Origin of the sequence: Foliimonas ilicis (assembly GCF_039939195.1) — a bacterium.
GTDB lineage: Bacteria > Pseudomonadota > Alphaproteobacteria > Rhizobiales > Rhizobiaceae > Foliimonas > Foliimonas ilicis.
This window is the reverse complement of sequence record NZ_JBDUUH010000002.1, coordinates 306,048-328,276: the sequence shown is the minus strand read 5'-3', so window position 1 is coordinate 328,276 and position 22,229 is coordinate 306,048. Positions and strand designations below refer to the sequence as shown.

At 58.2% G+C, this 22,229-nt stretch carries 25 protein-coding genes; 13 read left to right on the top strand and 12 right to left on the bottom strand.

Annotated features, from left to right (window positions below):
- Positions 1 to 28: 28 nt before the first annotated feature.
- Both ABFT80_RS07150 and ABFT80_RS07145 read right to left on the bottom strand, forming a co-directional pair.
- On the bottom strand, positions 29 to 1,153 hold the full coding sequence (locus ABFT80_RS07150; protein ID WP_347971180.1) for a glycosyltransferase family 4 protein: 1,125 nt from the start codon (positions 1,151 to 1,153) through the stop codon (positions 29 to 31).
- Positions 1,154 to 1,173: 20 nt separating this feature from the next.
- Positions 1,174 to 1,737: a polysaccharide biosynthesis/export family protein gene (locus ABFT80_RS07145; protein WP_347971179.1), complete on the bottom strand. Its 564-nt coding sequence runs from the start codon at positions 1,735 to 1,737 to the stop codon at positions 1,174 to 1,176.
- 223 nt (positions 1,738 to 1,960) lie between these two features.
- Between ABFT80_RS07145 and ABFT80_RS07140 the strand changes: the two genes are divergently transcribed.
- A complete protein-coding gene (locus ABFT80_RS07140) occupies positions 1,961 to 4,096 on the top strand; it encodes a GumC family protein (protein WP_347971178.1) in 2,136 nt (711 codons plus the stop codon).
- Here the strand turns inward: ABFT80_RS07140 and ABFT80_RS07135 are convergent.
- On the bottom strand, positions 4,093 to 5,235 hold the full coding sequence (locus tag ABFT80_RS07135) for a GNAT family N-acetyltransferase (protein WP_347971177.1): 1,143 nt from the start codon (positions 5,233 to 5,235) through the stop codon (positions 4,093 to 4,095). The genes ABFT80_RS07140 and ABFT80_RS07135 overlap by 4 nt on opposite strands.
- Before the next feature lie 108 nt (positions 5,236 to 5,343).
- On the opposite strand from ABFT80_RS07135, the gene ABFT80_RS07130 reads away from it, so the two are divergent.
- A complete protein-coding gene (locus ABFT80_RS07130) occupies positions 5,344 to 6,378 on the top strand; it encodes a polysaccharide deacetylase family protein (RefSeq protein WP_347971176.1) in 1,035 nt (344 codons plus the stop codon).
- On the opposite strand, the gene ABFT80_RS07125 is transcribed toward ABFT80_RS07130, so the two are convergent.
- The gene (locus ABFT80_RS07125) at positions 6,379 to 6,591 is read right to left on the bottom strand and encodes a DUF2842 domain-containing protein (RefSeq protein ID WP_347971175.1); all 213 of its coding nucleotides are present in this window, start codon (positions 6,589 to 6,591) and stop codon (positions 6,379 to 6,381) included.
- A 157-nt stretch (positions 6,592 to 6,748) separates the two neighbouring features.
- Between ABFT80_RS07125 and ABFT80_RS07120 the strand changes: the two genes are divergently transcribed.
- Positions 6,749 to 7,852 (top strand): COX15/CtaA family protein, encoded by a 1,104-nt coding sequence (locus ABFT80_RS07120; RefSeq protein ID WP_347971174.1) that lies wholly within the window; start codon positions 6,749 to 6,751, stop codon positions 7,850 to 7,852.
- Here ABFT80_RS07120 and ABFT80_RS07115 read toward each other — a convergent pair.
- The 3 genes from ABFT80_RS07115 to speB form a co-directional block, all read right to left on the bottom strand.
- Positions 7,832 to 8,674, bottom strand: a complete 843-nt coding sequence (locus ABFT80_RS07115) for an aminoglycoside phosphotransferase family protein (protein WP_347971173.1) — start codon at positions 8,672 to 8,674, stop codon at positions 7,832 to 7,834. The two genes, ABFT80_RS07120 and ABFT80_RS07115, sit on opposite strands and share 21 nt — an antisense overlap.
- Positions 8,675 to 9,613: an N-acetyl-gamma-glutamyl-phosphate reductase gene (gene argC, locus ABFT80_RS07110; protein WP_347971172.1), complete on the bottom strand. Its 939-nt coding sequence runs from the start codon at positions 9,611 to 9,613 to the stop codon at positions 8,675 to 8,677. It abuts the gene before it with no gap.
- A gap of 72 nt (positions 9,614 to 9,685) precedes the next feature.
- The gene (speB, locus tag ABFT80_RS07105) at positions 9,686 to 10,636 is read right to left on the bottom strand and encodes an agmatinase (protein WP_347971171.1); all 951 of its coding nucleotides are present in this window, start codon (positions 10,634 to 10,636) and stop codon (positions 9,686 to 9,688) included.
- Positions 10,637 to 10,822: 186 nt separating this feature from the next.
- Here speB and ABFT80_RS07100 point away from each other — a divergent pair, with 186 nt between their 5' ends.
- Positions 10,823 to 11,860, top strand: coding sequence for a glycerophosphodiester phosphodiesterase family protein (locus ABFT80_RS07100; RefSeq protein ID WP_347971170.1), 1,038 nt, complete (start codon positions 10,823 to 10,825; stop codon positions 11,858 to 11,860).
- A gap of 125 nt (positions 11,861 to 11,985) precedes the next feature.
- Here ABFT80_RS07100 and rpsI read toward each other — a convergent pair whose 3' ends face one another.
- The 5 genes from rpsI to ABFT80_RS07075 form a co-directional block, all read right to left on the bottom strand.
- Positions 11,986 to 12,465 carry a 30S ribosomal protein S9 gene (rpsI, locus tag ABFT80_RS07095; protein ID WP_347971169.1) on the bottom strand — a complete coding sequence of 160 codons (480 nt, stop codon included), beginning with the start codon at positions 12,463 to 12,465 and terminating at the stop codon, positions 11,986 to 11,988.
- 1 nt (position 12,466) lies between these two features.
- The gene (rplM, locus tag ABFT80_RS07090) at positions 12,467 to 12,931 is read right to left on the bottom strand and encodes a 50S ribosomal protein L13 (RefSeq protein WP_347971168.1); all 465 of its coding nucleotides are present in this window, start codon (positions 12,929 to 12,931) and stop codon (positions 12,467 to 12,469) included.
- Positions 12,932 to 13,146: 215 nt separating this feature from the next.
- Positions 13,147 to 13,545 (bottom strand): type II toxin-antitoxin system HicB family antitoxin, encoded by a 399-nt coding sequence (locus ABFT80_RS07085; RefSeq protein WP_347971395.1) that lies wholly within the window; start codon positions 13,543 to 13,545, stop codon positions 13,147 to 13,149.
- Between the two features lie 8 nt (positions 13,546 to 13,553).
- Positions 13,554 to 13,742, bottom strand: a complete 189-nt coding sequence (locus tag ABFT80_RS07080) for a type II toxin-antitoxin system HicA family toxin (RefSeq protein WP_347971167.1) — start codon at positions 13,740 to 13,742, stop codon at positions 13,554 to 13,556.
- Positions 13,743 to 13,795: 53 nt separating this feature from the next.
- Positions 13,796 to 14,242 carry a PaaI family thioesterase gene (locus ABFT80_RS07075; RefSeq protein ID WP_347971166.1) on the bottom strand — a complete coding sequence of 149 codons (447 nt, stop codon included), beginning with the start codon at positions 14,240 to 14,242 and terminating at the stop codon, positions 13,796 to 13,798.
- Between the two features lie 105 nt (positions 14,243 to 14,347).
- On the opposite strand from ABFT80_RS07075, the gene ABFT80_RS07070 reads away from it, so the two are divergent.
- The 9 genes from ABFT80_RS07070 to clpX all read left to right on the top strand — a co-directional run bounded on the left by ABFT80_RS07070 (position 14,348) and on the right by clpX (position 22,179).
- Entirely contained in the window at positions 14,348 to 15,169 is an 822-nt protein-coding gene (locus tag ABFT80_RS07070; protein ID WP_347971165.1) for an enoyl-CoA hydratase, read from the top strand.
- Between the two features lies 1 nt (position 15,170).
- Complete coding sequence (locus tag ABFT80_RS07065) at positions 15,171 to 15,404, top strand: methionyl-tRNA formyltransferase (RefSeq protein WP_347971164.1); 234 nt, start codon at positions 15,171 to 15,173, stop codon at positions 15,402 to 15,404.
- A 38-nt stretch (positions 15,405 to 15,442) separates the two neighbouring features.
- Positions 15,443 to 16,225 (top strand): AAA family ATPase, encoded by a 783-nt coding sequence (locus ABFT80_RS07060; RefSeq protein WP_347971163.1) that lies wholly within the window; start codon positions 15,443 to 15,445, stop codon positions 16,223 to 16,225.
- The gene (locus tag ABFT80_RS07055) at positions 16,222 to 16,755 is read left to right on the top strand and encodes a CoA-binding protein (RefSeq protein ID WP_347971162.1); all 534 of its coding nucleotides are present in this window, start codon (positions 16,222 to 16,224) and stop codon (positions 16,753 to 16,755) included. Before ABFT80_RS07060 ends, ABFT80_RS07055 begins: the two co-directional genes overlap by 4 nt.
- Before the next feature lie 211 nt (positions 16,756 to 16,966).
- Entirely contained in the window at positions 16,967 to 18,250 is a 1,284-nt protein-coding gene (locus ABFT80_RS07050; protein WP_347971161.1) for an O-acetylhomoserine aminocarboxypropyltransferase, read from the top strand.
- A gap of 37 nt (positions 18,251 to 18,287) precedes the next feature.
- Positions 18,288 to 18,638, top strand: coding sequence for a cupin domain-containing protein (locus ABFT80_RS07045; protein ID WP_347971160.1), 351 nt, complete (start codon positions 18,288 to 18,290; stop codon positions 18,636 to 18,638).
- A gap of 127 nt (positions 18,639 to 18,765) precedes the next feature.
- On the top strand, positions 18,766 to 19,869 hold the full coding sequence (locus ABFT80_RS07040) for an NAD(P)/FAD-dependent oxidoreductase (RefSeq protein ID WP_347971159.1): 1,104 nt from the start codon (positions 18,766 to 18,768) through the stop codon (positions 19,867 to 19,869).
- A 146-nt stretch (positions 19,870 to 20,015) separates the two neighbouring features.
- Positions 20,016 to 20,645, top strand: coding sequence for an ATP-dependent Clp protease proteolytic subunit (locus ABFT80_RS07035; RefSeq protein WP_347971158.1), 630 nt, complete (start codon positions 20,016 to 20,018; stop codon positions 20,643 to 20,645).
- A 271-nt stretch (positions 20,646 to 20,916) separates the two neighbouring features.
- A complete protein-coding gene (gene clpX / locus ABFT80_RS07030) occupies positions 20,917 to 22,179 on the top strand; it encodes an ATP-dependent Clp protease ATP-binding subunit ClpX (protein ID WP_347971157.1) in 1,263 nt (420 codons plus the stop codon).
- Positions 22,180 to 22,229: the final 50 nt, after the last annotated feature.

The following is a 22,229-nucleotide window of genomic DNA, read 5'->3' as shown; positions in this document are numbered from 1 at the left end:
AGAAACAATTGATCGCGGATATACTCTCTTACGAAGAAAGTGCGGCGAAATAGGCAGATTCGATATTTGAAGCCATGACATCCGCACCGAAGCGGGCGCGCAGATCGTCTTCGCTCGGCATCAGCGCGGCATAATCCTGCGGAGAAGCGAGTGCCTTTGTCATCCTCGCAGCGAGTTCACCGGCATCGGGATTGACGAGCGCTGGCGCGCCTTCGCCGAAAACTTCGGGAATGCCGCCGACGGAAGTTGCGATCATCGGTTTTCCGGCGGCCAGTGCTTCGAGCACGATGTAGGGCATGGCTTCGGCGCGCGAAGGGACGACGATAGCCCAGGCCAGCGCGAATGCCTCGCGGGCAGGCATCGGCGGCAGGAAGCGTACGCGATCTGCCAGCCCCAGCGCGTCGACCTGTGCGCGATAGCGCGGGAGATCGTCACCGTCGCCAACCATTACAGCAGTCGAGCGGCGTTCATCCTGTATCTGTGAGAGGGCGTCGATGAAGAGGTCCGGGCCTTTCAGGTCGCGCATCATGCCGATGTAGAGGAAATCGGCGGCGTCTTCGTCAGGCGGCACGGCGATGAATTCTTCCGCACGCACACCATTATAAACGAGGCTGCTTGGCCCGCTTGGGTTCCCGATCTTATGGCGAAAGGTGCGGCGTTCATATTCCGAAACGAAAAGCAGATGGTCGGTAAAGCGCGCCATAAGGCGTTCCAGCCCGAAGAAGAATTTCCCCGTCAGTGTCGTTTCGTCATAATGCAGGCTTCCGCCATGCGGTGAATAGAGGCGGGCTACGCGAGACCTTGATACCCGCAACAGTGAGCCGAACACACGCGCATAGACGCCGCCTTTGGCGCCATGGCCGTGCAACACGTCCGGCTTCAATTCCTTGATGATCTTGTAGGTGCGCCACGCTGCCTTTGCATCGCCGATGCCGATGTGACGCTGCATGGGCGTGCGCCAGATGCCGAGTGGCAGGAAAGGGCGCAACTCCTCGAAAAGCTTTTCTTCGTAGGCGCCGCCCGTGCTGGAATCGCAGACGATGCCGACCAGATGCCCGGCTGCGACCTGCGCTTCTGTCAGATCGCGCACATGCCGGAAGATGCCGCCAACCGGTGAGCGGAAACAGTGAACGATACGCAGTTTCTGGGGCACGATTTCGCACCGGCTCACATTCAGAACAGGCGTTCGCGGACGTAGACTGTATCCCCGGGCAGAAGGGGATCCGATGTCAACACGCGGCCCGTCATGACTTTTCCATTGATGTCGCGGGTAACGTCCACATCGGCCTGATTGGCGCGGGCGCTGAAGCCGCCTGCGATGGCGATGGCTTTTTGCACGGTCAGGCCCGGAACGTAGGAATATTGCCCGGCAGAACCTACTTCGCCCATGACGAAGATCGGGCGGTAGCGGTCGACCTCGACGGAAACGTCCGGGTCGCGCACGAAACCTTGCTTCAGCTTGGTCGCAATGGTTGCTTCCATCTGCTGGACGGTGTGTCCGCGCGCCGGAACCGCGCCGACAAGCGGGAAGGCGATATAGCCGGACTGGTCCACGCTATAGGTGTTTGTCAGGCTTTCCTGCTCGAAAACGGTCACGCGTACGCTGTCGCCAGCGCCGAGGCGGTATGGCTGGTCGATTGCCTCATGAAAGGCGGCAGGCGCGGGGCGATAGCTGGAACAGCCCGCAACGACTGCTGCCGCGAGAAGTGCATGAAGGACGGGAAGGGTGCGCTTCATAGTCGAGCATGAACCTTTGATGTCGACGGCCGATAAAGCCGACTCTAACTGCCTGCTATTATCGTCTCATTAGGGTTAATGGCCGGTAAAGGCGGTCTGTCTTCTCGCAAACGCATGCCTTCATCTTTCGCGCATAAGAAGAAAGCAGGAATGCTGCGTCCTTAACCGCATGGTTACCATACCTGTTTACCATGATGGGCAATCTGTATCGGAGCGCTATTGCATGTCGGGAGTTCAGCCAACGGCCAGTGACGTGGATGTCGATCTCGGAAGGCTCTTTTCCAGCCTTTTGCGGAACTGGCTGCGCGTTGTCATTGTGGCGCTCATTGTTACCGGTCTTGCCTTCGTGCTCGCCTGGCTGGCCACTCCCTTATACAAGGCCGAAACACGGCTTCTGATCGAGACGCGGGAGTCGGTATTCACGCGTCCGAATATTGGCACGCCGGGAGACCAGCCGCTTCTCGATGAGCAGGGCATAACCAGCCAGGTGCAGCTCATCACCTCGAGCGACGTACTGCTGGAAGTTGCGCGCAAGCTTGAGCTTTCGAAACGCCCCGAGTTCGACGAAGCCTCCAACATGTCCATCGTTTCACGCGCGCTGATTGTCGCCGGCCTGAAATCGGACCCGATGGAAATCCCCTCAGAAGAGCGCGTGCTGCGGAAATTTCGCGAAAAGCTGAGCGTCTATAATGTGGAGCGCTCGCGCGTCATCGTCATCGAGTTCTCGTCTGCCGATCCGAAGCTTGCGGCCGATGTTCCCAACGCGATTGCCGATGCCTTCCTTGCTGTGAGCGGCGAGGCCAAGCAGCAGGCGAATTCGGCGGCGACGGATTGGCTTGAGCCGGAAATCGCCGACCTCACCAAGCGCGTCAAAGATGCCGAGGCGAAGGTCGCGGCGTATCGTTCGCAGTCCGATCTCTTGATCGGGCAGAACAATTCGGTTCTTGCAACGCAGCAGCTTTCAGAAATGTCGAGCGAGCTTTCGCGGGTGCGTGCGGCACGCGCCTCGACCGAGGCGACCGCCCAGAGCGTTCGCGAAGCGTTGCAGGCTGGCGGTTCTCTGGATTCGGTACCGGAGGTACTTGCCTCCGGCCTGATCCAGCGCCTGCGCGAGCGTCAGGTTCAGTTGCGCGCCGAGATCGCCGACCTTTCGACGACGCTGCTTGGCAACCATCCGCGTGTTCGCTCGCTGAACTCGCAGCTCTCCGATCTGAACCAGCAGATTCGCCAGGAAGGCGAAAAGGTTCTGCGCGGTCTGGCGACCGAAGCGCAGACGGCGCAATTGCGCGAAGGTCAGCTCGTTGCCGATCTGAACAGGCTGAAAACAGAATCCGGCCGCGCTGGTGAAGAGGAAGTCGAGCTTCGCGCGCTGGAGCGGGAAGCGACCGCGCAGCGTGAATTGCTGGAATCCTATCTGGCGCGCTACCGCGAGGCGTCGTCGCGCAACGACCGCGCCTATCTGCCTGCCGATGCGCGCATATTCTCGCGCGCCGTCGTGCCCGATCAGCCGTTCTTCCCTAAAATCGTGCCGATCGTCGGTGCGGCATTCGTCGCATCGCTGCTGATCATGGCAATCGTGACGCTGCTCCAGGAGTTGTTTTCAGGCCGCGCCATGCGCCCGGCTGGCACAGCTTCCTTCGAGCCTGTGGAAGATGTTCAGATGCCTGAGAGGCGCGTCGAAGAGGAAAGGCCGGTCGAGCCTGCATTCGTGGCGCGTGAACCCTTGCCGGAAGCGCCAATCGCGTTGACCGAAACTGCGCCGGGGCTTGGCGAAATTAATATTGCGCGGGCGGCTGAAGGCATTATCGCAAGCGGCGCGACACGCGCTCTGTTCATTTCGCCCGGTGGCGACGAGGCTGCAGCAACTGCCGTTCTCGTGGCGCGTGAAATTGCCGATACTGGCTTGCGCGTGTTGTTGCTCGATCTAACCAGTTCAGGCGCTGCATCGCGGCCGATGCTTGAAAGCACAGTCTATCCAGGCATCACCAATCTGCTTGCCTCGGAAGCGCAATTTTCCGACGTCATCTATTCCGACCACTATTCGGATTGCCACATCATCCCGGTGGGCACAGCCGATGCCGAGCAGGCAATGCGCGCGGCGGACCGCCTGCCGATCATCATCGCATCGTTGATCACCGCCTATGATGTCGTTGTGATAGAATGCGGCCCGGCAGATGCGACGTCGATCAAGCGCCTTGTCGGCGACGACACTGCAATCCTCGTCAGCGTTATCGAGCCGCATAGCGAGGTAATCGCGGCAGCAAACGATCTGCGCAAGAACGGATACGAGGAAATCACGCTGGTAACGCCGATCGGCCACGAAGCGCCGGAACCCCAGCCCGGCAGAAATGTCGCCTAATCGTCGGAAGGGCGTGCAGCTTTTCTGCGCAGCCTTTTGACCACGTTCCAGATTGCCGGATTGTTCTTGATCGTCGATTTAAGCTGCGTTGTCAGCTTCATCTTCCATGCGAGCAGCCGCCCCTTGAGGGTAAGCGGGGCGATCACATCGAGATGCCATGTCTCGACATCGCACCAGAGCCGTTTGTATGGCTCGTCACCGACGCTGAGATCATAGACCGAAAGACCGTTCTTGCAGGCTTCGCGAATGTTTTCGAAGAACAGGAATTCGCCGGGGCTGCTGCTGACAAGCTCATCATTGCTCATGCCTGCGAATTCGCAGACCAGCCGGTCGCCGCTCAGGCTGGAACCGGTAATCGCGCGAAATTTGCCGCCGACTTCCAGTCCATTGACGACGAAAGGCGGCGGGGTCTGCGCCTGTGCGCTCAGGAAAAGCTGGGTGAAAAAGGCCCGGACTTCCGTTGGCGCAAAAACATCCGTCACGCCCATTTCGCGAAAACGGTTTGCTTTCATGGCAAAATACGCATCGAGCGCGTTGCGAATGTCCTCATCGCTCTTGGCGGCGATGCATCGATAACCGCCCGCCGCCTCGAATTTGCGTGTCTGTGCGCGATGCTTCTTGCGCTTCCGCTTGGCGTTGAGGTGTTCCAGTAGCTGGTCGAAGCTGCTTTCCAGCTCCACGCTGAGCGCGACATTCGCACCGCGTATATGCGGCAGGGCCAGTAAGGGATTGCGCATGCCGAACAGCGTTTCGGATGAACGCTCTAGGATCAGCGCATCGATGTCCGGTCGCGCAGTCCTGATTGCATCACAAATTTCCGCAACATCCGGCGTGTTATGCGAGGCGAGCCATGCTTTTTTAGCCAGAGGAAAATTGCCGTTAGCATGGGTTCCGCCCATATAGCGCGCGACGCGAAACGGACCGTGGCGAACGACTTCCAGTGCCAGAGCGAGGACCGGGATTTCATGCGTTTTCAAGGTTACGATCAGACCATCGGGTTTCACATTCGAAACCCAGCTCCTGATCCACAGCGGATTTTGCGCAGGCGCAAAGGCGCTGCCTTCAGCCAAACCTTCGTAAATGCGAAGCGCGGCCTCGTCGGCGGCCATTACTTCTACAGTGGCCGCCGCATCAACCATAATTCAATCCTTCGGAACTAATCATGCTGGGGCTGAACCGGTTTCGCTTGGGCGGTTTTTGCGCAAGCTAGACGCAAAAGGTGAATCAATGATCGACAGGCGTGCGAAATGAGCGATGCGGCGCGCAAGCTGATCCTCGACCTTGCCCGGTACAGCGGCGCTGCCTCTGTCGCGCGATCGCTGATCGGCGGGACAGGCGCGATCCTGATGCTGCATCGCGTGACGGCGTTTCCCGAAAAGCCCGACAGCGCGAACAGCCATCTGAACATCGCACCTGCATTCCTCGATGTGTTGATCGACGCGATCAAGCAGGACGGCTATGCGTTCGTTTCGATGGACGAGGCGGTGGAGCGCGTAAAGCTTGGCGGCAAGGGCGGACGCTTCGTCGCTATTACGGCGGACGACGCCTATCGGGACAATCTGACTGAGGCTTTGCCGATCTTCGAAAAGCACGGCACGCCGTTCACCGTCTATGTCGCGCCGGGCCTTACCGATGGTGCGGTCTATCTCTGGTGGGAAGCGATCGAGGACATTATCAATGCGGTCGATACGCTTGATCTGCCGGGCAGGGTGGCAATCGACTGTTCATCGCCCGATCTGAAGCGCAAGGCGTTCGCAGCCTTCCTCGATTTCATGACGAATGATGTCGCCGAGCAGGATCAGGTCGCGTTCCTTCGTGAATACGCGGCAAAGACCAGTGTCGATCCAGCTACCGCCAATGCAAGCCTGATGAACTGGGATGAAATCGCGACGCTTGCCGCGCATCCGCTGGCGACGATCGGCGCCCATACAATCCATCACTATGCGTTGAAGCGCTTGTCTCGTGAGGATGCGCTTGGCGAAATGGTGCGGTCAGCCGATATTCTGGAAGCGCGCCTTGGCGAGCGGCCCCGGCATTTCGCCTATCCGTATGGTTATGCCGGTGCTGTCGGCACGCGCGAAGTCGAGCTTGCGGCGCAGGCCGGATTTCTCTCGGCAGTCACGACACGCCATGGCGTGCTGCGCGCCGAACATGCGGCGCATCTCACCGCACTGCCGCGCATTTCGGTCAATGGCCGGTTTCAGAAAGTGGACTATGTGCGCACGATGCTGTCGGGCGTGACCACGCTGCTCAATTCGCGGCGGCTGGTCGTGACGGTCTGATTATTTGGGCCTCGGCTCGAGGATCAGCCATTTGATGATGCCCATGGCAGGCACGATCCACAAAACGCCGGTGAACAGGAAGAAGGCCAGATGCACCAGCGGGCCGGACTCAGCCAATTGCGCCATGGCTACAATCGTCGCCACCATCGCATAGACGATGACGAGGATGATGAGCAGTATTGTTCCAATGAGCTTTTTGAGGCGAATGGGCATGATCTGTCCTTATCAGCGCTTCGAATAAGCCTTGCCGCGCCTGTGCGCAACCCGGCAGTTGGGCAGACGGCGCGACGGCGTGTCGCGTGGGCGCGAGGCTTGCCTTGCCAAGGGCTTTGGTCCACCTATCCGCAAATCTGGAACCGGAAAGACGTCCATGACGGCGATCACCAGCCTCGATACTTCCTCTGACGGGCGAGAGCGCCTGTTGCGCAATCGGGCACTCATCCGAAACTGGCTCTATGTCGTGATGCTGGTGCTGATCGCCATCGTGATTGTGGGCGGCGCGACGCGCCTGACCGATTCCGGCCTGTCGATCACCGAATGGAAGCCGATCCATGGCGTGATTCCACCGCTTTCCGAATCCGATTGGCAGGAAGAACTCGAAAAATACCGCCAGATTCCGCAATATCAGCAGATAAACAAGGGCATGAGCCTGAGTGAATTCAAGCAGATATTCTGGTGGGAATGGGCGCATCGCATTCTGGCGCGCGGCGTCGGCGTGGTCTTCGCGCTGCCTTTGCTGTTCTTCTGGGTGACGCGCCGCGTCGAGCCGGGATTGAGCCCGAAGCTGATCGGCATTCTGGCGCTTGGCGGACTTCAAGGCGCGATCGGCTGGTGGATGGTTGCTTCCGGTCTGGTAGAGCGAACCGATGTCAGCCAGTACCGGCTGGCCACGCATTTGACGGTCGCGGCATTCATTTTCACGGCAACGATGGTCGTCGCGAGAGGGCTGTCGCCGCATTCCGAGCATGAGGCCGATGAAAGAACGCAGAAATTTGCTGGCATTCTGGTCGCTCTGGCGCTGTTCCAAATATTTCTGGGCGGGCTTGTCGCAGGCCTGAATGCGGGCCTGAGCTACAACACCTGGCCGCTTATGGACGGCCGAATCGTGCCGGGCGACATGTTGATCCTCAAGCCGATCTGGCACAATTTCTTCGAAAACCCGAAGACGGTTCAATTTGTCCACCGCATCGGCGCCTATGCGGTTTTCTTCGCAGCACTCTGGCACATGATTGCCGTGCGCCGCGCCTTGCCGAAAACCACCCATGCCCGCCGTGCGCTTGTGCTGTTCCACCTGATTCTGGTTCAGGCGCTGATCGGCATTGCGACGCTTGTCATGCATGTGCCGATGCATTGGGCACTACTGCATCAGGGCTTTGCATTCGTGGTGTTAGGCTTTGCCGCCGCACATTGGCGTGGCACGAAAGGCGCTTATCCGCTGCCGGACACAGATCCGTCAGAAGCTGAGGTCGCGTAGCTCGCGGATCGCTGCGGCTATTCCGAGTTCGCGGCCTTCATCATGACCGTTGGCGTCCTCGCGATGCCATGCCGCCGAAAGGCATCCATAGGCTATCGCAAAGTCGAGCAACCGGCGCGGATGCTGGCCAAGCGTCTTGGAAAATACCTCCGCCATATGGGCGATGCGGTCAGGCTTGAGGCAGAGATCGTCGCGTTCCAACGGATTGTAGAACATATTTGCCGCGTCGAATGCCGGATCGCCGAACACACCTTTCGGATCGATCGCCAGCCAGCCGCGTGCTCCAAGCATGATGTTTTCATGATGCAGGTCGCCATGCAGCGGGCAAAGCGCGTGCGGATCGTCGAGAAGGCGCTCGGCAATCTCAGCCGCTTCGACATAGATGGTACGGTTTCCCAAATCCCGGTCGGTGGCGGCCGCTTTGAAAAGGCTCGAAAAGCGCTCGCGCAAGGGCTGAAGATCGGGCGGCACGGCATGGTCGGATGGCGAATGTAGTCTCGCCATCACGTCTGCCGCTATTTCGGTGGCTTGCCCGTCACCATGCTGATCGAGCACATGCGAAAGCATGGTTTCGCCTGCATACTCCAGAAGCATGCGGTTCCCGTCCATATCGAGAAGCCGGACCAGACCTTCGCCGCGGCGCCATGAAAGCAGATGCGCACCGCGCAACTCGTCCTCGACATCGTCGAACGGCTTGAGGTCTTTCACCGCCGCCAGTTCACCGCTTGGCAGCCGTACCTTCCAGATTTTGCTGCTGAAGGTCTCGGCAATCAGTTCCGGGTCGCTGGTGTTCCAGCGTTCGGGGAAGGCGGGCCGATCCATTCAGTGCTTGAGTCCGAGCATCAGATCCATGTTCTGAACCGCAGCACCCGATGCACCCTTGCCGAGATTGTCGAGCGAGGCGACCAGATTGACCACGCCCTTGCCCTCGGTTCCGAACACGTAAAGCTTCATATTGTCCGTGTCGGCAAGCTCGGTTGGATCGACGCGCGAGAGCTTTGCGCTTTCGGCAAGCGGCACGACCTCGACGATGTTTTGACCTTCATAATGCGCGGCCAGTGCCTCATGAACGCGGCTGAGCGAGGGCGAGTCATTGAGATCGGACAGATACAGCGGCACCTGAACCAGCATTCCTTGTGCGAAGCGGCCGACAGAAGGCGCGAAGATCGGATCGCATCCGAGCAGGCCGTGGAGCTTCATTTCGGGAACGTGCTTGTGCGCGAGCGTCAGCCCATAGAGGAAATGCGGGGAGGCGATGTGATCCGGGTTCGACGGGTCTTCCATCTGCGCAATCATCTGCTTGCCGCCGCCCGTATAGCCGGAAACCGCGTTCACGCTGATCGGATAGTCGCTCGGCAGGATACCGGCGGCAACCAGCGGGCGGATCAGCGAGATCGCACCGGTCGGGTAGCAGCCCGGATTGGCGACGAGACGCGCATCGGCAATCTTCTTGCGCTGCGCCGGTTCGAGCTCGGCAAAGCCGTAGGCCCAATCGGGATGCACGCGGTGCGCCGTCGATGTGTCGATGATCCGTGTCGAATTCCAGCCCTCGAGAATGCCGACCGCTTCGCGCGACGCGTCATCCGGCAGGCACAGAATCGCAACGTCCGCCTCTTTCAGAAGATCGGAGCGAATGTCCTTGTTACGGCGTTCGGCTTCGGGAATCGACAGAACTTCGAGATCGGCGCGATCGGCCAGACGCGTGCGGATTTGCAGGCCGGTGGTTCCGTGTTCGCCGTCGATGAAGATTTTCGGTTTCATGCTCTGTCTCTTCCAAAAACGTATAAAAATCAGTGGCCTGTCGGCTGTATCGGATTCAGTTTCTCAAATAGTTCAACCACGCGCCTTGCGCTCGGCAAGCAGGCCCAGATACTGCATGGCAATCGTCGAGGCCGCGATGGCCGTTATATCGGCATGATCATAGGCTGGCGCAACCTCCACGACATCCGCGCCTGCAATATCGATCTGATTGAGCTGACGCAACACCGACAGCATCTTGGCAGACGAAGGCCCGCCCGAAACCGGAGTTCCGGTGCCGGGCGCAAAGGCCGGATCGAGGCAGTCGATATCGAATGTCACATAGCTTTTCTTGCCGCCGGTGCGTTCGACAATTGCATAGGCGATGTCGGACGCGCGCATTTCCTCGACCTCATGGCCGTAGATGATCTTGATGCCGAAATCGTCCGGTGCATGTGTGCGGATACCGATCTGGATCGAGCGTTCGGCGTCGATTACGCCTTCCTTGACGGCGCGGCCGACGAAAGAGCCATGGTCGATGCGCTTGCCGTCATCGGGCCATGTGTCCTGATGCGCGTCGAACTGCACCAGCGCCAGCGGACCATGGATCGCGGCATGCGCCTTCAAAAGCGGCCAGGTGATGAAATGATCGCCGCCGAGCGTTAGCAGGAAGGCACCGGATTTCAGCAGTTTGGCCGCTTCGCGCTCGATCGTTCCCGGCGTCTTCTGGTGATTGCCCGAATCCAGCAGACAATCGCCGTAATCGACCACGGCAAGCTGCTCGAACAGATCGCGATGAAACGGATATTGCGGGTCATTGTCGAGAATGCTCGATGCACGGCGTATCGCTTGCGGACCAAACCGGGCGCCCGGTCTGTTGGTGACGGCGGCATCGAACGGAACGCCCCAGACGATGGCATCCGCGCCTTTGACATCCTTGGTGTATTTGCGGCGCATGAAGGAAAGCGCACCCGCATAGGTCGGCTCGAAGGACGCGCCGGTTTTGCTCTTGGCGGTAAAGGCATTGTCGATAGTGCTGTTCGCCATCTCGAATTCCCAGGGTTTTGAGGTTAGCAAGAACTACAGAAGCAGCGCCAAACTTGCCAGTCCCGTTGCTCAGGCAAATGACAATCTGGGGCTGGCTGTCGGTTTCGATAGCCGGCGGCATTCACCGCGCTGTCATGAGCATTCTCTATTTCCTCGCCGCAACGGGCCGTCGAGGGAGCGATTCTCATGCGGATGATAATTTGGGGCGCTGCCCTTCTCGGTTTGCTCGCGTCAGGGCAAGCGAATGCGCAAAGCGCCAATGTCGATCAGATCATCGAGCGCTTCGAAAACGCCAATCAGTGGCGTGACCATGTGATGGTCGTGGCGCATCGCGCCGGCTGGAAACAGAACGGCCAGATACGCCGCGCCGAAAATTCCATTGCCGCACTCAACCATTCCATCGCGTCCGGCATCGAAATGGTCGAGGTCGATGTCCAGAAGACAAAAGACGGCGAACTTGTCGTCCTGCATGATAGCTGGCTGGACCGCACGACGAGTTGCAAGGGCAGGCTGGTTGAGCGCGACCTGGCAGGCCTCGCTTCCTGCCGTCTGGTCATCGAAGGCACGGGCAAAACCACTGCCGAAAGCGTGCCGACGCTGCGCATGATGCTGCAAGCGGCGAAGGGCAGGATCATGGTAAACATCGACAACAAGCTCGGTATCGACGCATTGCCGGAAATCGCCGCTCTGGCACGTGAGCTCGGCGTCGAACGGCAGATCGTCCTGAAGCAGAATCTCTGGAGCGCCGAAAAAGCCTCCGAGATGAGCGATGTGATGGTAGAAATCGGCGAGGGCATTCACTTCATGCCGATCATTGCCGACGATGCCGTGACCGACATCGGATTTCTCGAAAATGTGGGCAAGAGTTTTTCGGCCAATGCCGTCGAGCTGATCAACTGGCGCAAGGACGGCGAGGGCATGACTGCTCCCGGCGGCCAGTTCTTCAACGCGCGCGCCCGCGCCATTGCTGCGCGTGGCGAGTGGCACCTTTGGGTGAACACGTTTTCCATCGTGAATATGCGCGGCGGCATGCTGTCGGGCGGTCGTGGCGACGAGCTTGCCGTGCTGGCAAGCGTGCCTGAAGAAAGCTGGGGTTTTTGGGCCGAGCAGGGCGTGACGATGATCCAGACCGACGAGCCGGAAGCGGCTATCAACTGGCTTTCCGCAAATGGCTACCGCGTGCCTTATGAGGTCGCGCCGATGGATACTGCGAATATCAATTGATTTTAAGCGGTCGTGCGTCCTTCGAGGCTCGCCCCAAAGCTCCGGCATTTCCAGTAAAACCAAATCCCCAAAACAAAAAAGGCCGCCCAAAGGCGGCCTTCCCGTATCGGATAAACCCGAAAATATTAGCGCTTCGAGAACTGGAAGCTGCGGCGGGCCTTGGCCTTGCCGTACTTCTTACGCTCGACGGTACGGCTGTCGCGCGTCAGGAAGCCGCCCTTCTTGAGCACGCCACGAAGGCCTGGCTCGTAATAGGTCAGCGCCTTCGAAATGCCGTGACGCACAGCGCCTGCCTGGCCCGAAAGACCGCCGCCGACGACGGTCGCGATGACGTCGAACTGGCCGACGCGGGCAGCCGCGACGATTGGCTGGTTCAGGATCATCTGCAGCACCGGACGGGCGAAGTAAGCCGCGAATTCCTTGCCGTTGACGACGATCTTGCCGGAACCCGGCTTGACCCAGACGCGAGCGATCGCATCCTTGCGCTTGCCGGTGGCATAGGCGCGGCCCTGCTTGTCGAGCTTCTGGACATGAACGGGAGCGGCAGGCTGTGCGGTTACGGCCGCCGTGCCGAGTTCTGCGAGCGAGTTGAGCTGCTCAGCCATATTACGAAGCCTTCTTGTTCTTGGCGTTCAGCGCGCCGACGTCGAGCGTCACAGGCTGCTGAGCGGTGTGAGGATGATCCGTGCCGGCATAGACGCGGAGGTTCTTCATCTGGCGACGGCCAAGCGGTCCGCGCGGGACCATGCGCTCTACTGCCTTTTCAAGTACGCGCTCTGGGAAACGGCCTTCGAGAAGCTGGCGCGCGGTGCGCTGCTTGATGCCGCCCGGATGGCCGGTGTGCCAGTAGTAAACCTTGTCGGTGAACTTCTTGCCGGTGAATGCGACCTTGTCGGCATTGATAATGATGACATTGTCACCGTCGTCGACGTGTGGCGTGAAGGTCGGCTTGTTCTTGCCGCGGAGGATGTTGGCGACGATGGAGGCGAGACGACCGACGACGAGACCTTCTGCGTCGATCAAAACCCACTTCTTCACCACGTCCGCAGGCTTCTGCGAAAAGGTTGTCATGGTATCTGCTTTCGTTAGAACCTTCCGGGGAAGGCGTTTCTTGTTGCTTGTGTTGAGCCAAGGCCCAACGGATGTGCGGAATCCTGTGATTCAGCACTGAGCGGGCTTATAAGTGAGCCAGGTTTCAGCGTCAAGCGCGCCGATCTGGGCAATATCTGGAAATATCAATAAAAATCAAATGGTTATGAGTGTGGTATTATTTTACCGCATTAATTTCAGTGTTTGGCCTCGATCTCATGCCGCGCAGCGTTCGCTAGAAACGCGGAACGTGTCACGCCGCGCTGTTTTGCGGCTTCATCGATCGCGCGAAGCATACCACGCTCGAACGTGACATTTGCACGGACAACCGCCGTATCGTTTTCGATGAGCGGAACGCTGATCAGATAGGCGCCGTTGCTGAGCGCTTCTTTGATTTCTGGGCGAGAGATGATTGTTTCATGTCGCGATGCGGTCGGTAGAGGCATGTCTTCGGCCCATAACCGCAAGGCGATTGTCGCATTCGAAAGAATTTCATCTGCCTGATCAGCAGCAGAGAAACAACCCGGAACATCTGGAAAGATTACACCGAAAGCGCTGTCCGCTTCTTTTTCTACGAGAGCCAGATATGTCTTCATTGCTTGGTTCAATCCCTTATCCAGCCGGCCTGTTTCGCGATAGCTCGCGCTGTGCCGGTCGGCAAATCCTTCTTTGGATGCGGTACGATGATCGTTATCGAGCCTTTGCGGAATTTATGATGTGAGCCGCTGATGGAAATAAGCTCGAAACCCTCGGCCTGCAGTCGTTTTACGATCTTCCGGCTATCTCGTTCCATGATTTACTCAATACGCATAAATATACACATTCGATATAAAAATCCAGATAGCGTCACCGCTTCGGCGGGATCGAATAGGTGCCGGTCGCGTGCGCCACGGTGTGACCATCCGGCCCTGCTGTGATGTCGATGTCGAAAACCATCAGACTTCTTCCAAGCTTCAATATGCGGCAATAGCCGTCGATCGGGCCGGCTTCTGCCTTACGCATGAAGTTGATGTCGAGATTGGTTGTGACGGACAGCGCATCTGGCCCGGCATGGGAAAGTACGCAGACATAGCCGCCTATGTCTGCCAGCGTGAAAAGCGATGGACCCGACACCGTACCGCCCGGCCGCAAATGCCGCTCGTTGGCGTTGAGCCGCACCGTGCAGCCGCCGGGAAAAACGTCTACCGCCTCATAATGTGCGTATCCGTCGTTAAGCTGCGGATATGCGGATTTCATCAAATCGTTGACTTCGGCGGCTGTCATCACCGGCGTCAGCCCGGTCTGTGCTGGCATATGGTCTTTCTCCCGCTATATTCCGGTGTCAGAAAACACGTTTGGCTGCTGATCTTCAAGACGAGGCATGTTAGTCATTCGTCGGATCGAATAAGGGCAGAAAAAATGGCTGAAATACTCGCAATCAAGCCGATAGAACCGGCTGGACCGATCGTTTCCACGCTGGAAAACGGCATTCTGCGCCTGACGCTTGCCAATCCGCCTGCAAATGCTCTTTCGCTTGCCACCATGGCCGCCTTGCAGGGCGAGTTCGACCGCACGCGCGACGACAAGGCTGTCCGTGTTGTGATCCTCGCCGGGTCCGGCAAGGTCTTTTGTGCAGGCCATGATCTAAAGGAGATGACGGCACATCGCTCGGACGCGGATCGGGGCAGAGCCTTCTTCGAAAAAACCATGAATGCCTGCGCGACGCTGATGCAGACCATCGTGCGCTACCCGAAGCCGGTCATTGCCGAGGTTGATGGTCTGGCGACCGCCGCCGGATTGCAACTCGTCGCAAGCTGCGATCTCGCGATCTCATCCGACCATGCTTCATTTTGCACGCCGGGCGTCAATATCGGTCTGTTCTGCTCGACGCCCATGGTTGCCCTGTCGCGCAATGTACCGCGCAAGCAGGCAATGGAAATGCTGCTTACCGGCGAGACGATCGATGCCTCGACAGCGCGCGAATTCGGCCTGATCAACCGCGTCGTGCCGCGCGAATATCTGAATCAGATTGTCACGAAATACGCGCAAACCATTGCTTCCAAATCACCTTTGACGTTGAAGACCGGCAAGGAAGCTTTTTATGCGCAGGCCGAGATGGGCCTCACCGAAGCCTATGAATACACTGCGCGCGTGATGGTCGAGAACATGCTGGCGCGTGATGCCGAAGAAGGCATCGGCGCCTTCATCGAAAAGCGTCACCCGGAATGGACGGGAGAGTAAAATGGCGAGAATTGCGAATTTTCTCCCTGGAAAATTAAATCGCGTCCAGCTTCATGATGAAATTGACGCGACATTTTACGCTCACGAATATGACGGTCGTCGGATTTTACAAATCAATACCGCTGGCCGGCCAGACCGAGAAGTTCCTGGCAAAGTAAGCCAGTCAATTCAGCTAGACGAAAAGTCAGGAAGACAGCTTTTCGAGATTTTGCAGACTCATTTTGCGTTTAAATGAGATAGAAGCCCATGCAATTAGATGCTTGAAAAACTAGCATGGCCTACCGCAAACAACTGACGCGGCTGAAGGCGCCGTATCTGCGACGGCTGATTCTTGAGCCGGAACGCGCCGCCAACCGCGACATGAAAACCTATCCGTTCAATCTCCCGCTTTTTCAGAACGGGGATTTCGAACTCGAATTCACCACGCCGATCACGATCATCGTCGGCGAGAACGGCACGGGCAAATCCACGCTGCTTGAAGCGATCGGCGCTCTGGCCGGTTATGATGAGGCAGGCGGCGGCAAGGGCTATATGCCGGTCGATCATTCCGCGGCTCTGGATAGCAGCGGTGCTGCATTGGCCGAGGCATTGCGTGCGCACTGGCTGCCAAAGGTGACGGCGGGCTGGTTTTTCCGCGCGGAGTCCTTTTATTCCGTCGCGCGTTATCTCGATCAGTCTGCCGTAGATGCAGGGGAAGCGCCGCCGGATTTTTTGTCATGGTCACATGGTGAGGGTTTCATCCGCTTCTTCGAAGAGCGCTGCCGTCGACAAGGCATCTATATTCTGGACGAACCGGAAAGCGCTTTATCTCCTGCACGGCAGATTGCATTACTGGGCCTGCTCAAGCAGATGGAAATATCGGGAGTAGCGCAGGTGATCATGGCGACGCATGCGCCGCTGCTTATGGCCTTTCCAGGCGCGCGTCTTTTGCGTATCGACCGTGGTGAACTGGTCGAAACGGATTTTCGCGACACGGATCATTTTAGAATGATGCATGATTTTTGCAGCGACCCGGATAATTTCATCGCTGAAGCGCTGGATGAGAGTACGAAATGAACCACGATTCCTACGACAATTCCTACATTTCCGGCATTTTGAATTCCGTGAAGACGATCGCCATCGTCGGTGCTTCTGCAAATGACGTTCGCCCGAGTTTCTTCGTGATGAAATATCTGATCGCCAAGGGCTACACGGTCATCCCGGTTAACCCGGGACATGCCGGAAAGGAAATTCTCGGCCAAAAGACCTATGCCAGATTGTCGGAAATCGAGACGCCCATCGACATGGTCGACATTTTTCGCGCATCCGCAGCAGTTCCGGCCGTAGCCGACGAGGTTCTGGCGATGAACCAATTGCCGAAAGTCGTCTGGATGCAGCTCACGGTTCGTCATGACGAAGCCGCCGCAAAACTGGAAACGGCGGGCATAAAAGTGGTAATGAACCGCTGCCCAAAGATCGAATATGCGCGCATTTCCGGTGAGATCGGCTGGAACGGCATCAATTCCAAAGTGATTTCTTCGAAAAAACCACTGATGCGCGGCGGTTTTCAGAGCTTCGGCGTCCGCATGGACAAGATCGGAAAATAATTCTCCCAACCGCCGATTATTTGATATTCGGTTCTGCGCTTTGAAAGCAGCAGGTATTCCCTTGGTTGCTTCTCCGGTTCAAAAACCGAAGAATGCAGCCAGAGCAATTCCAGGAAAAGTGTGTAGCGGTTTTCCGTCCGGAATTGCGTAAAAATAAACACTTAGAACAGTTCGGAGAGTCTGAACTGTTCTAATATTTTCTGGAGGAAAGATGTCCCACGACGCACCCGGTTTCAACACGCTCGCCGTCCATGCAGGCGCTAAACCCGATCCCGCGACCGGCGCGCGCGCGACGCCGATCTACCAGACGACGTCCTATGTGTTCGAAGACGCGGATCACGCCGCCTCGCTGTTTGGCCTGAAGGCGTTCGGCAACATCTATACGCGCATCATGAACCCGACACAGGCCGTGCTCGAAGAGCGCGTGGCAGCGTTGGAGGGCGGCACGGCAGCGCTGGCGACGGCATCCGGCCACGCAGCCCAGCTTCTCGTTTTCCATAATCTTCTGCGTTCGGGCGAGAATTTCATTGCCGCCAGGCGGCTTTACGGCGGGTCGATCAATCAGTTTGGCCATGCCTTCAAGAATTTCGATTGGCAGGTGCGCTGGGCCGATACGAACGACATTTCCTCGTTCGAAAAGCAGATCGACGACAAGACCAAGGCGATCTTCATCGAAAGCCTTGCAAATCCGGGCGGCGAGTTCGTCGATATCGAAGCGATTGCCGAAATCGCGCACAAGCATGGGCTTCCGCTCATTGTCGATAACACGCTGGCCAGCCCCTATCTCGTGCGCCCGTTCGAGCATGGCGCGGATATCGTCGTTCACTCGCTGACCAAATTCATCGGCGGCCACGGCAATTCCATCGGCGGCATCATTGTCGATGGCGGCACGTTCGACTGGTCGAAATCCGGCAAATATCCGATGCTTTCGGAACCGCGTCCTGAATATGGCGGCATCGTCCTGCACGAAACCTTCGGCAATTTCGCATTCGCTATCGCGGCGCGCGTGCTTGGCCTTCGCGATTTCGGCCCGGCGATCTCGCCGTTCAACGCGTTCCTAATCCTGACCGGTCTGGAAACCCTGCCGCTGCGCATGCAGCGCCATTCGGACAATGCGCTGAAAGTCGCGGAATACCTCTCCAAGCATGACAAGGTTTCGTGGGTGTTCTATCCGGGCCTGCCGTCGAGCGAGAACAATGCGCTGCAGAAGAAGTATTCACCGCAGGGCGCTGGTGCAGTGTTCACCTTCGGCCTGAAGGGCGGCTACGAGGCAGGCATCACCTTCGTTGAAGGACTGGAGCTCTTCTCGCATCTGGCCAATGTCGGCGACACCAAATCGCTGGTCATTCACCCGGCCTCGACCACGCATCGCCAGCTTTCGGAAGAACAGCAGAAGGCGGCGGGTGCTGGCCCTGACGTGATCCGGCTTTCGGTCGGCATCGAGGATTTCGCCGACATCATCGCCGATCTCGAACAGGCGTTTGCGAAGATCTGATGAAAATGGCATGGAAGGCTTCGAAAAGGAGCCTTCCATGACCGCATCGAAATTCCTGTCGCTCGATATTTCCGCCATCGAACCGGAAACCGGCGAGCCTGCCGCAGACCGCGTTATTGCGGGCGCGCCGACGTTCCGCACATGGAATGTCGAGGAAGCCGATGGCGGCGTCTATGCCGGTATCTGGGAGGCAACGCCCGGCGAATGGCGCATTCAGTACGATGAATGGGAATTCTGCCACATCCTCTCCGGCGTTTCGATCATCAAGGAAGATGGCGGCGAGGCGCGCACTGTGAGGGCTGGCGACTCGTTTGTCGTGCGTCCGGGCTTCGAGGGTAGCTGGGAAGTGATCGAGACGACCCGCAAGGAATACGTCATCCGTCTTTAAACTTCTGGTGAAGACGGCCTGCAAATGGCGGCTGACCGCCTTGCCAAGTACGCGCGTGACCCTATCCTGTATGCTTCGATGCCGGTGCTGGCCGGTGCTCGCCGGAATGCGCAGGGACTGAATTTTCATGAACATAATCGTCGTCGGGGCAGGCATTGCCGGGTTGTCGAGCGCGTGGGCGCTGACCAAGGCTGGCCATCAGGTCACAATTCTCGAACAGGGGCCGATACCGAACCCGCTCGCGGCGTCCGGCGATCATCACCGCATCATCCGCCGCGCCTACGGTTCTGCCGCAGGCTATGGCAAGCTGATTACCGAAGCCTATGAAGCCTGGGACGAGCTTTGGGCAGACCTCGGCGAAACGCATCTCGATGCGCGAGGCTTCATCTGTGTTTCGCGCGAAGAGGGCGACGAGGCCGAGCAATATCGCGATGGCCTTGCTGCCGGAAATTATCCGTTCGAGACATTTGAGTCTGATGCCGCGGTCGCGCGCTGGCCGTTTCTGGAAGCCGGAACGTTCCGCTATGCGATCTTTTCGCCGGAAGGCGGCGCGCTTCACTGCCGCAAGATCGCGCAGGGCCTGGCCGATTGGCTGCGCGGGCATGGCGCGAATGTCTATGAGAACAGCAAGGTGGTTTCCATCGACACGGCAGGCGCGCGCGTCGAACTGGAATCCGGCGAAACGCTGCAGGCCGATCAGATTATCGTCGCGGCAGGCGCCTGGGTGCTTAACCTGTTCCCGGAATTGTCATCGGATGTGAAGACCTACCGCACGGCGCTTGCCTATGTGAGCCCGCCAGCCGACCTGAAAACGGTATGGGAAACGGCACCGGTCGTTCTTGATGTCGGTGGTAAAACGGATGGCTATATCGTGCCGCCGACAGGCGGGGCGGGCATGAAGTTCGGCTCCGGCCTGCATAAGGTGCGTACCAGCGATGCGGACTGGAACCGCTTTCCGGTGGAAGGCGAGGGCGAGGCGATCCGCAATCTGTTTCAGCCGCCGATCGCGCGGATTGCCGAATATGAAGTCACGGAAGTCGTGACCTGCGCCTACACATTCACCGATGACGAGCGTTTTCTGGCTGTCGAGAAGGACAAATGCCTCGTCATCTCCGCCTGTTCGGGCCACGGTTATAAATTCGGCGCGAGTGTCGGGCGAAGGGTGGCCAAGGCGGTCGATGACGGCGATGTGAATGCGCTGAAATCCTGGCTCAGGGCCGAAAGCGTCTGACGCTTTGGCGGTAGGTGGCAAGGTTAACACGCGATGCCTGCCAACTGGCCTTGCGCAAGGTGGACCGAGCATCCTATTTAACGAGTAACGCCGTGGTCAGATTCTGATCCCCGGCTTTCGAAATTTATCCTCGCAAAGGACGTTTTATGAGAGATCCCGTCGAGACCGCAATGAACCTCGTACCGATGGTGGTCGAGCAGACGAATCGCGGCGAACGCGCTTACGACATTTTTTCGCGCCTGCTGAAAGAACGCATCATCTTCATCACCGGCCCGGTGGAAGACGGCATGGCGACGCTTGTCTGCGCGCAGCTTCTTTTCCTCGAAGCCGAGAATCCCAAGAAGGAGATCTCGCTCTACATCAATTCGCCAGGCGGCGTGGTGACGAGCGGCATGGCCATTTACGATACGATGCAGTTCATCCGTCCCGCTGTTTCGACGCTCTGCATCGGTCAGGCAGCCTCCATGGGCTCGCTGCTGCTTTGCGCCGGTCACAAGGACATGCGCTTCGCAACGCCGAATGCGCGAATCATGGTTCATCAGCCTTCGGGCGGTTTCTCCGGCCAGGCATCCGACATCGAACGCCATGCGCAGGACATCATCAAGCTCAAGCGCCGCTTGAACGAGGTGTATGTCAAGCACACCGGCAAGAGCTATGAAGAGATCGAGAAGACCCTCGACCGCGACCATTTCCTGACCGCCGACGAAGCCAAGGATTTTGGACTGATCGACAAGGTCTACTCGTCGCGTGAGGCGTTGGAAGCTGTTACTTCGTAACGTGTGCTCGCCCGCGTTGGGGATTTCGGCGCAATTTTGGCAGAGGCTGCGGCAATTCTGTCACAATTTGCTGTTCACTCGACGTAGGCGAGAACCTACGTTAAGTCTATGTTGAGTTCGACGGCTTAGCGTTTTGTCGGGGCGTTTGTTTTTCGTCGAGGCATATCGAACTACACGATTATGCCGGAACGAGCGGTTCAAGCTCCACGAAAATGACAGTCGATCCGGCTCTGGAAGGTGGCCGGACAGGCACTGAAAGGACTTGTACAAAATGAGCAAGGTCAGCAACGGCGATTCGAAGAACACGCTTTACTGCTCGTTCTGCGGAAAAAGCCAGCATGAAGTACGCAAGCTGATCGCAGGCCCAACGGTCTTCATTTGCGACGAATGCGTCGAACTCTGCATGGACATCATCCGCGAGGAAAACAAAACCTCGATGGTGAAGTCGCGGGAAGGCGTGCCTACCCCGCAGGAAATTATCAAGGTTCTGGACGACTACGTCATCGGTCAGCCGCATGCCAAGCGCGTGCTGTCGGTTGCCGTCCACAATCACTACAAGCGGCTGGCGCATGCCGGCAAGAACAACGACGTCGAACTGGCGAAGTCCAACATCCTGCTGATCGGCCCGACCGGTTGCGGCAAGACGCTGCTCGCGCAGACGCTTGCACGCATCATCGACGTGCCTTTCACAATGGCCGATGCGACGACGCTGACGGAAGCCGGTTATGTCGGTGAAGACGTTGAAAACATCATCCTGAAGCTGCTTCAGTCGGCCGATTACAATGTCGAACGCGCACAGCGCGGCATCGTCTATATCGACGAAATCGACAAGATCAGCCGCAAGTCGGACAATCCTTCGATCACCCGCGACGTTTCGGGCGAGGGCGTTCAGCAGGCACTGCTCAAGATCATGGAAGGCACGGTCGCTTCCGTTCCGCCGCAGGGCGGGCGCAAGCATCCCCAGCAGGAATTCCTGCAGGTCGACACGGCCAACATCCTGTTCATCTGCGGCGGCGCGTTTGCCGGTCTGGATCGCATCATCTCGGATCGCGGCCGCAAGACCTCGATCGGCTTTGCTGCCTCCGTTGCCTCGCCGGAAGAACGCCGCACGGGCGATCTGTTCCGTCAGGTCGAGCCGGAAGATCTGCTGAAATTCGGTCTTATCCCCGAATTCGTCGGTCGTCTGCCTGTTCTGGCAACGCTGGAAGATCTGGACGAGCCTGCTCTGATCCAGATTCTGACTGCACCGAAGAACGCGCTGGTGAAGCAGTATCAGCGCCTGTTCGACATGGAAAATGTCGAGCTGACCTTCCACGAGAACGCGCTTTCGGCAATCGCCAAGCGCGCCATCGAACGCAAGACCGGCGCACGCGGCCTTCGCTCGATCATGGAAGCGATTCTGCTCGACACGATGTTCGAACTGCCGGCACTCGAAGGCGTTCAGGAAGTCGTGATCTCGGAAGAGGTCGTGACGGGCAGCGCAAGGCCTCTCTACATCTATGTGGAGAAGGAAAAGGGCAGCGTCAGCGCCTGATTCGAGCCTGATATCGTAGAAAACAGCGCCGAAAGGCGCTGTTTTTGCGT

What these genes read in the sequence shown, in the direction of transcription:
- ABFT80_RS07115 (WP_347971173.1), bottom strand. Translation starts at nt 8,674, where the DNA reads ATGGATCGGCCCGCCTTCCCCGAACGCTGGAACACCAGCGACCCGGAA.
- ABFT80_RS07085 (WP_347971395.1), bottom strand. Translation starts at nt 13,545, where the DNA reads ATGAAGACATATCTGGCTCTCGTAGAAAAAGAAGCGGACAGCGCTTTC.
- ABFT80_RS07050 (WP_347971161.1), top strand. Translation starts at nt 16,967, where the DNA reads ATGTCCCACGACGCACCCGGTTTCAACACGCTCGCCGTCCATGCAGGC.
- ABFT80_RS07075 (WP_347971166.1), bottom strand. Translation starts at nt 14,242, where the DNA reads ATGCCAGCACAGACCGGGCTGACGCCGGTGATGACAGCCGCCGAAGTC.
- ABFT80_RS07135 (WP_347971177.1), bottom strand. Translation starts at nt 5,235, where the DNA reads ATGGTTGATGCGGCGGCCACTGTAGAAGTAATGGCCGCCGACGAGGCC.
- ABFT80_RS07070 (WP_347971165.1), top strand. Translation starts at nt 14,348, where the DNA reads ATGGCTGAAATACTCGCAATCAAGCCGATAGAACCGGCTGGACCGATC.
- ABFT80_RS07045 (WP_347971160.1), top strand. Translation starts at nt 18,288, where the DNA reads ATGACCGCATCGAAATTCCTGTCGCTCGATATTTCCGCCATCGAACCG.
- ABFT80_RS07035 (WP_347971158.1), top strand. Translation starts at nt 20,016, where the DNA reads ATGAGAGATCCCGTCGAGACCGCAATGAACCTCGTACCGATGGTGGTC.
- ABFT80_RS07040 (WP_347971159.1), top strand. Translation starts at nt 18,766, where the DNA reads ATGAACATAATCGTCGTCGGGGCAGGCATTGCCGGGTTGTCGAGCGCG.
- clpX (WP_347971157.1), top strand. Translation starts at nt 20,917, where the DNA reads ATGAGCAAGGTCAGCAACGGCGATTCGAAGAACACGCTTTACTGCTCG.
- ABFT80_RS07100 (WP_347971170.1), top strand. Translation starts at nt 10,823, where the DNA reads ATGCGGATGATAATTTGGGGCGCTGCCCTTCTCGGTTTGCTCGCGTCA.
- ABFT80_RS07120 (WP_347971174.1), top strand. Translation starts at nt 6,749, where the DNA reads ATGACGGCGATCACCAGCCTCGATACTTCCTCTGACGGGCGAGAGCGC.
- speB (WP_347971171.1), bottom strand. Translation starts at nt 10,636, where the DNA reads ATGGCGAACAGCACTATCGACAATGCCTTTACCGCCAAGAGCAAAACC.
- rplM (WP_347971168.1), bottom strand. Translation starts at nt 12,931, where the DNA reads ATGACAACCTTTTCGCAGAAGCCTGCGGACGTGGTGAAGAAGTGGGTT.
- ABFT80_RS07055 (WP_347971162.1), top strand. Translation starts at nt 16,222, where the DNA reads ATGAACCACGATTCCTACGACAATTCCTACATTTCCGGCATTTTGAAT.
- rpsI (WP_347971169.1), bottom strand. Translation starts at nt 12,465, where the DNA reads ATGGCTGAGCAGCTCAACTCGCTCGCAGAACTCGGCACGGCGGCCGTA.
- ABFT80_RS07065 (WP_347971164.1), top strand. Translation starts at nt 15,171, where the DNA reads ATGGCGAGAATTGCGAATTTTCTCCCTGGAAAATTAAATCGCGTCCAG.
- ABFT80_RS07080 (WP_347971167.1), bottom strand. Translation starts at nt 13,742, where the DNA reads ATGGAACGAGATAGCCGGAAGATCGTAAAACGACTGCAGGCCGAGGGT.
- ABFT80_RS07060 (WP_347971163.1), top strand. Translation starts at nt 15,443, where the DNA reads ATGGCCTACCGCAAACAACTGACGCGGCTGAAGGCGCCGTATCTGCGA.
- ABFT80_RS07145 (WP_347971179.1), bottom strand. Translation starts at nt 1,737, where the DNA reads ATGAAGCGCACCCTTCCCGTCCTTCATGCACTTCTCGCGGCAGCAGTC.
- ABFT80_RS07125 (WP_347971175.1), bottom strand. Translation starts at nt 6,591, where the DNA reads ATGCCCATTCGCCTCAAAAAGCTCATTGGAACAATACTGCTCATCATC.
- ABFT80_RS07140 (WP_347971178.1), top strand. Translation starts at nt 1,961, where the DNA reads ATGTCGGGAGTTCAGCCAACGGCCAGTGACGTGGATGTCGATCTCGGA.
- ABFT80_RS07130 (WP_347971176.1), top strand. Translation starts at nt 5,344, where the DNA reads ATGAGCGATGCGGCGCGCAAGCTGATCCTCGACCTTGCCCGGTACAGC.
- argC (WP_347971172.1), bottom strand. Translation starts at nt 9,613, where the DNA reads ATGAAACCGAAAATCTTCATCGACGGCGAACACGGAACCACCGGCCTG.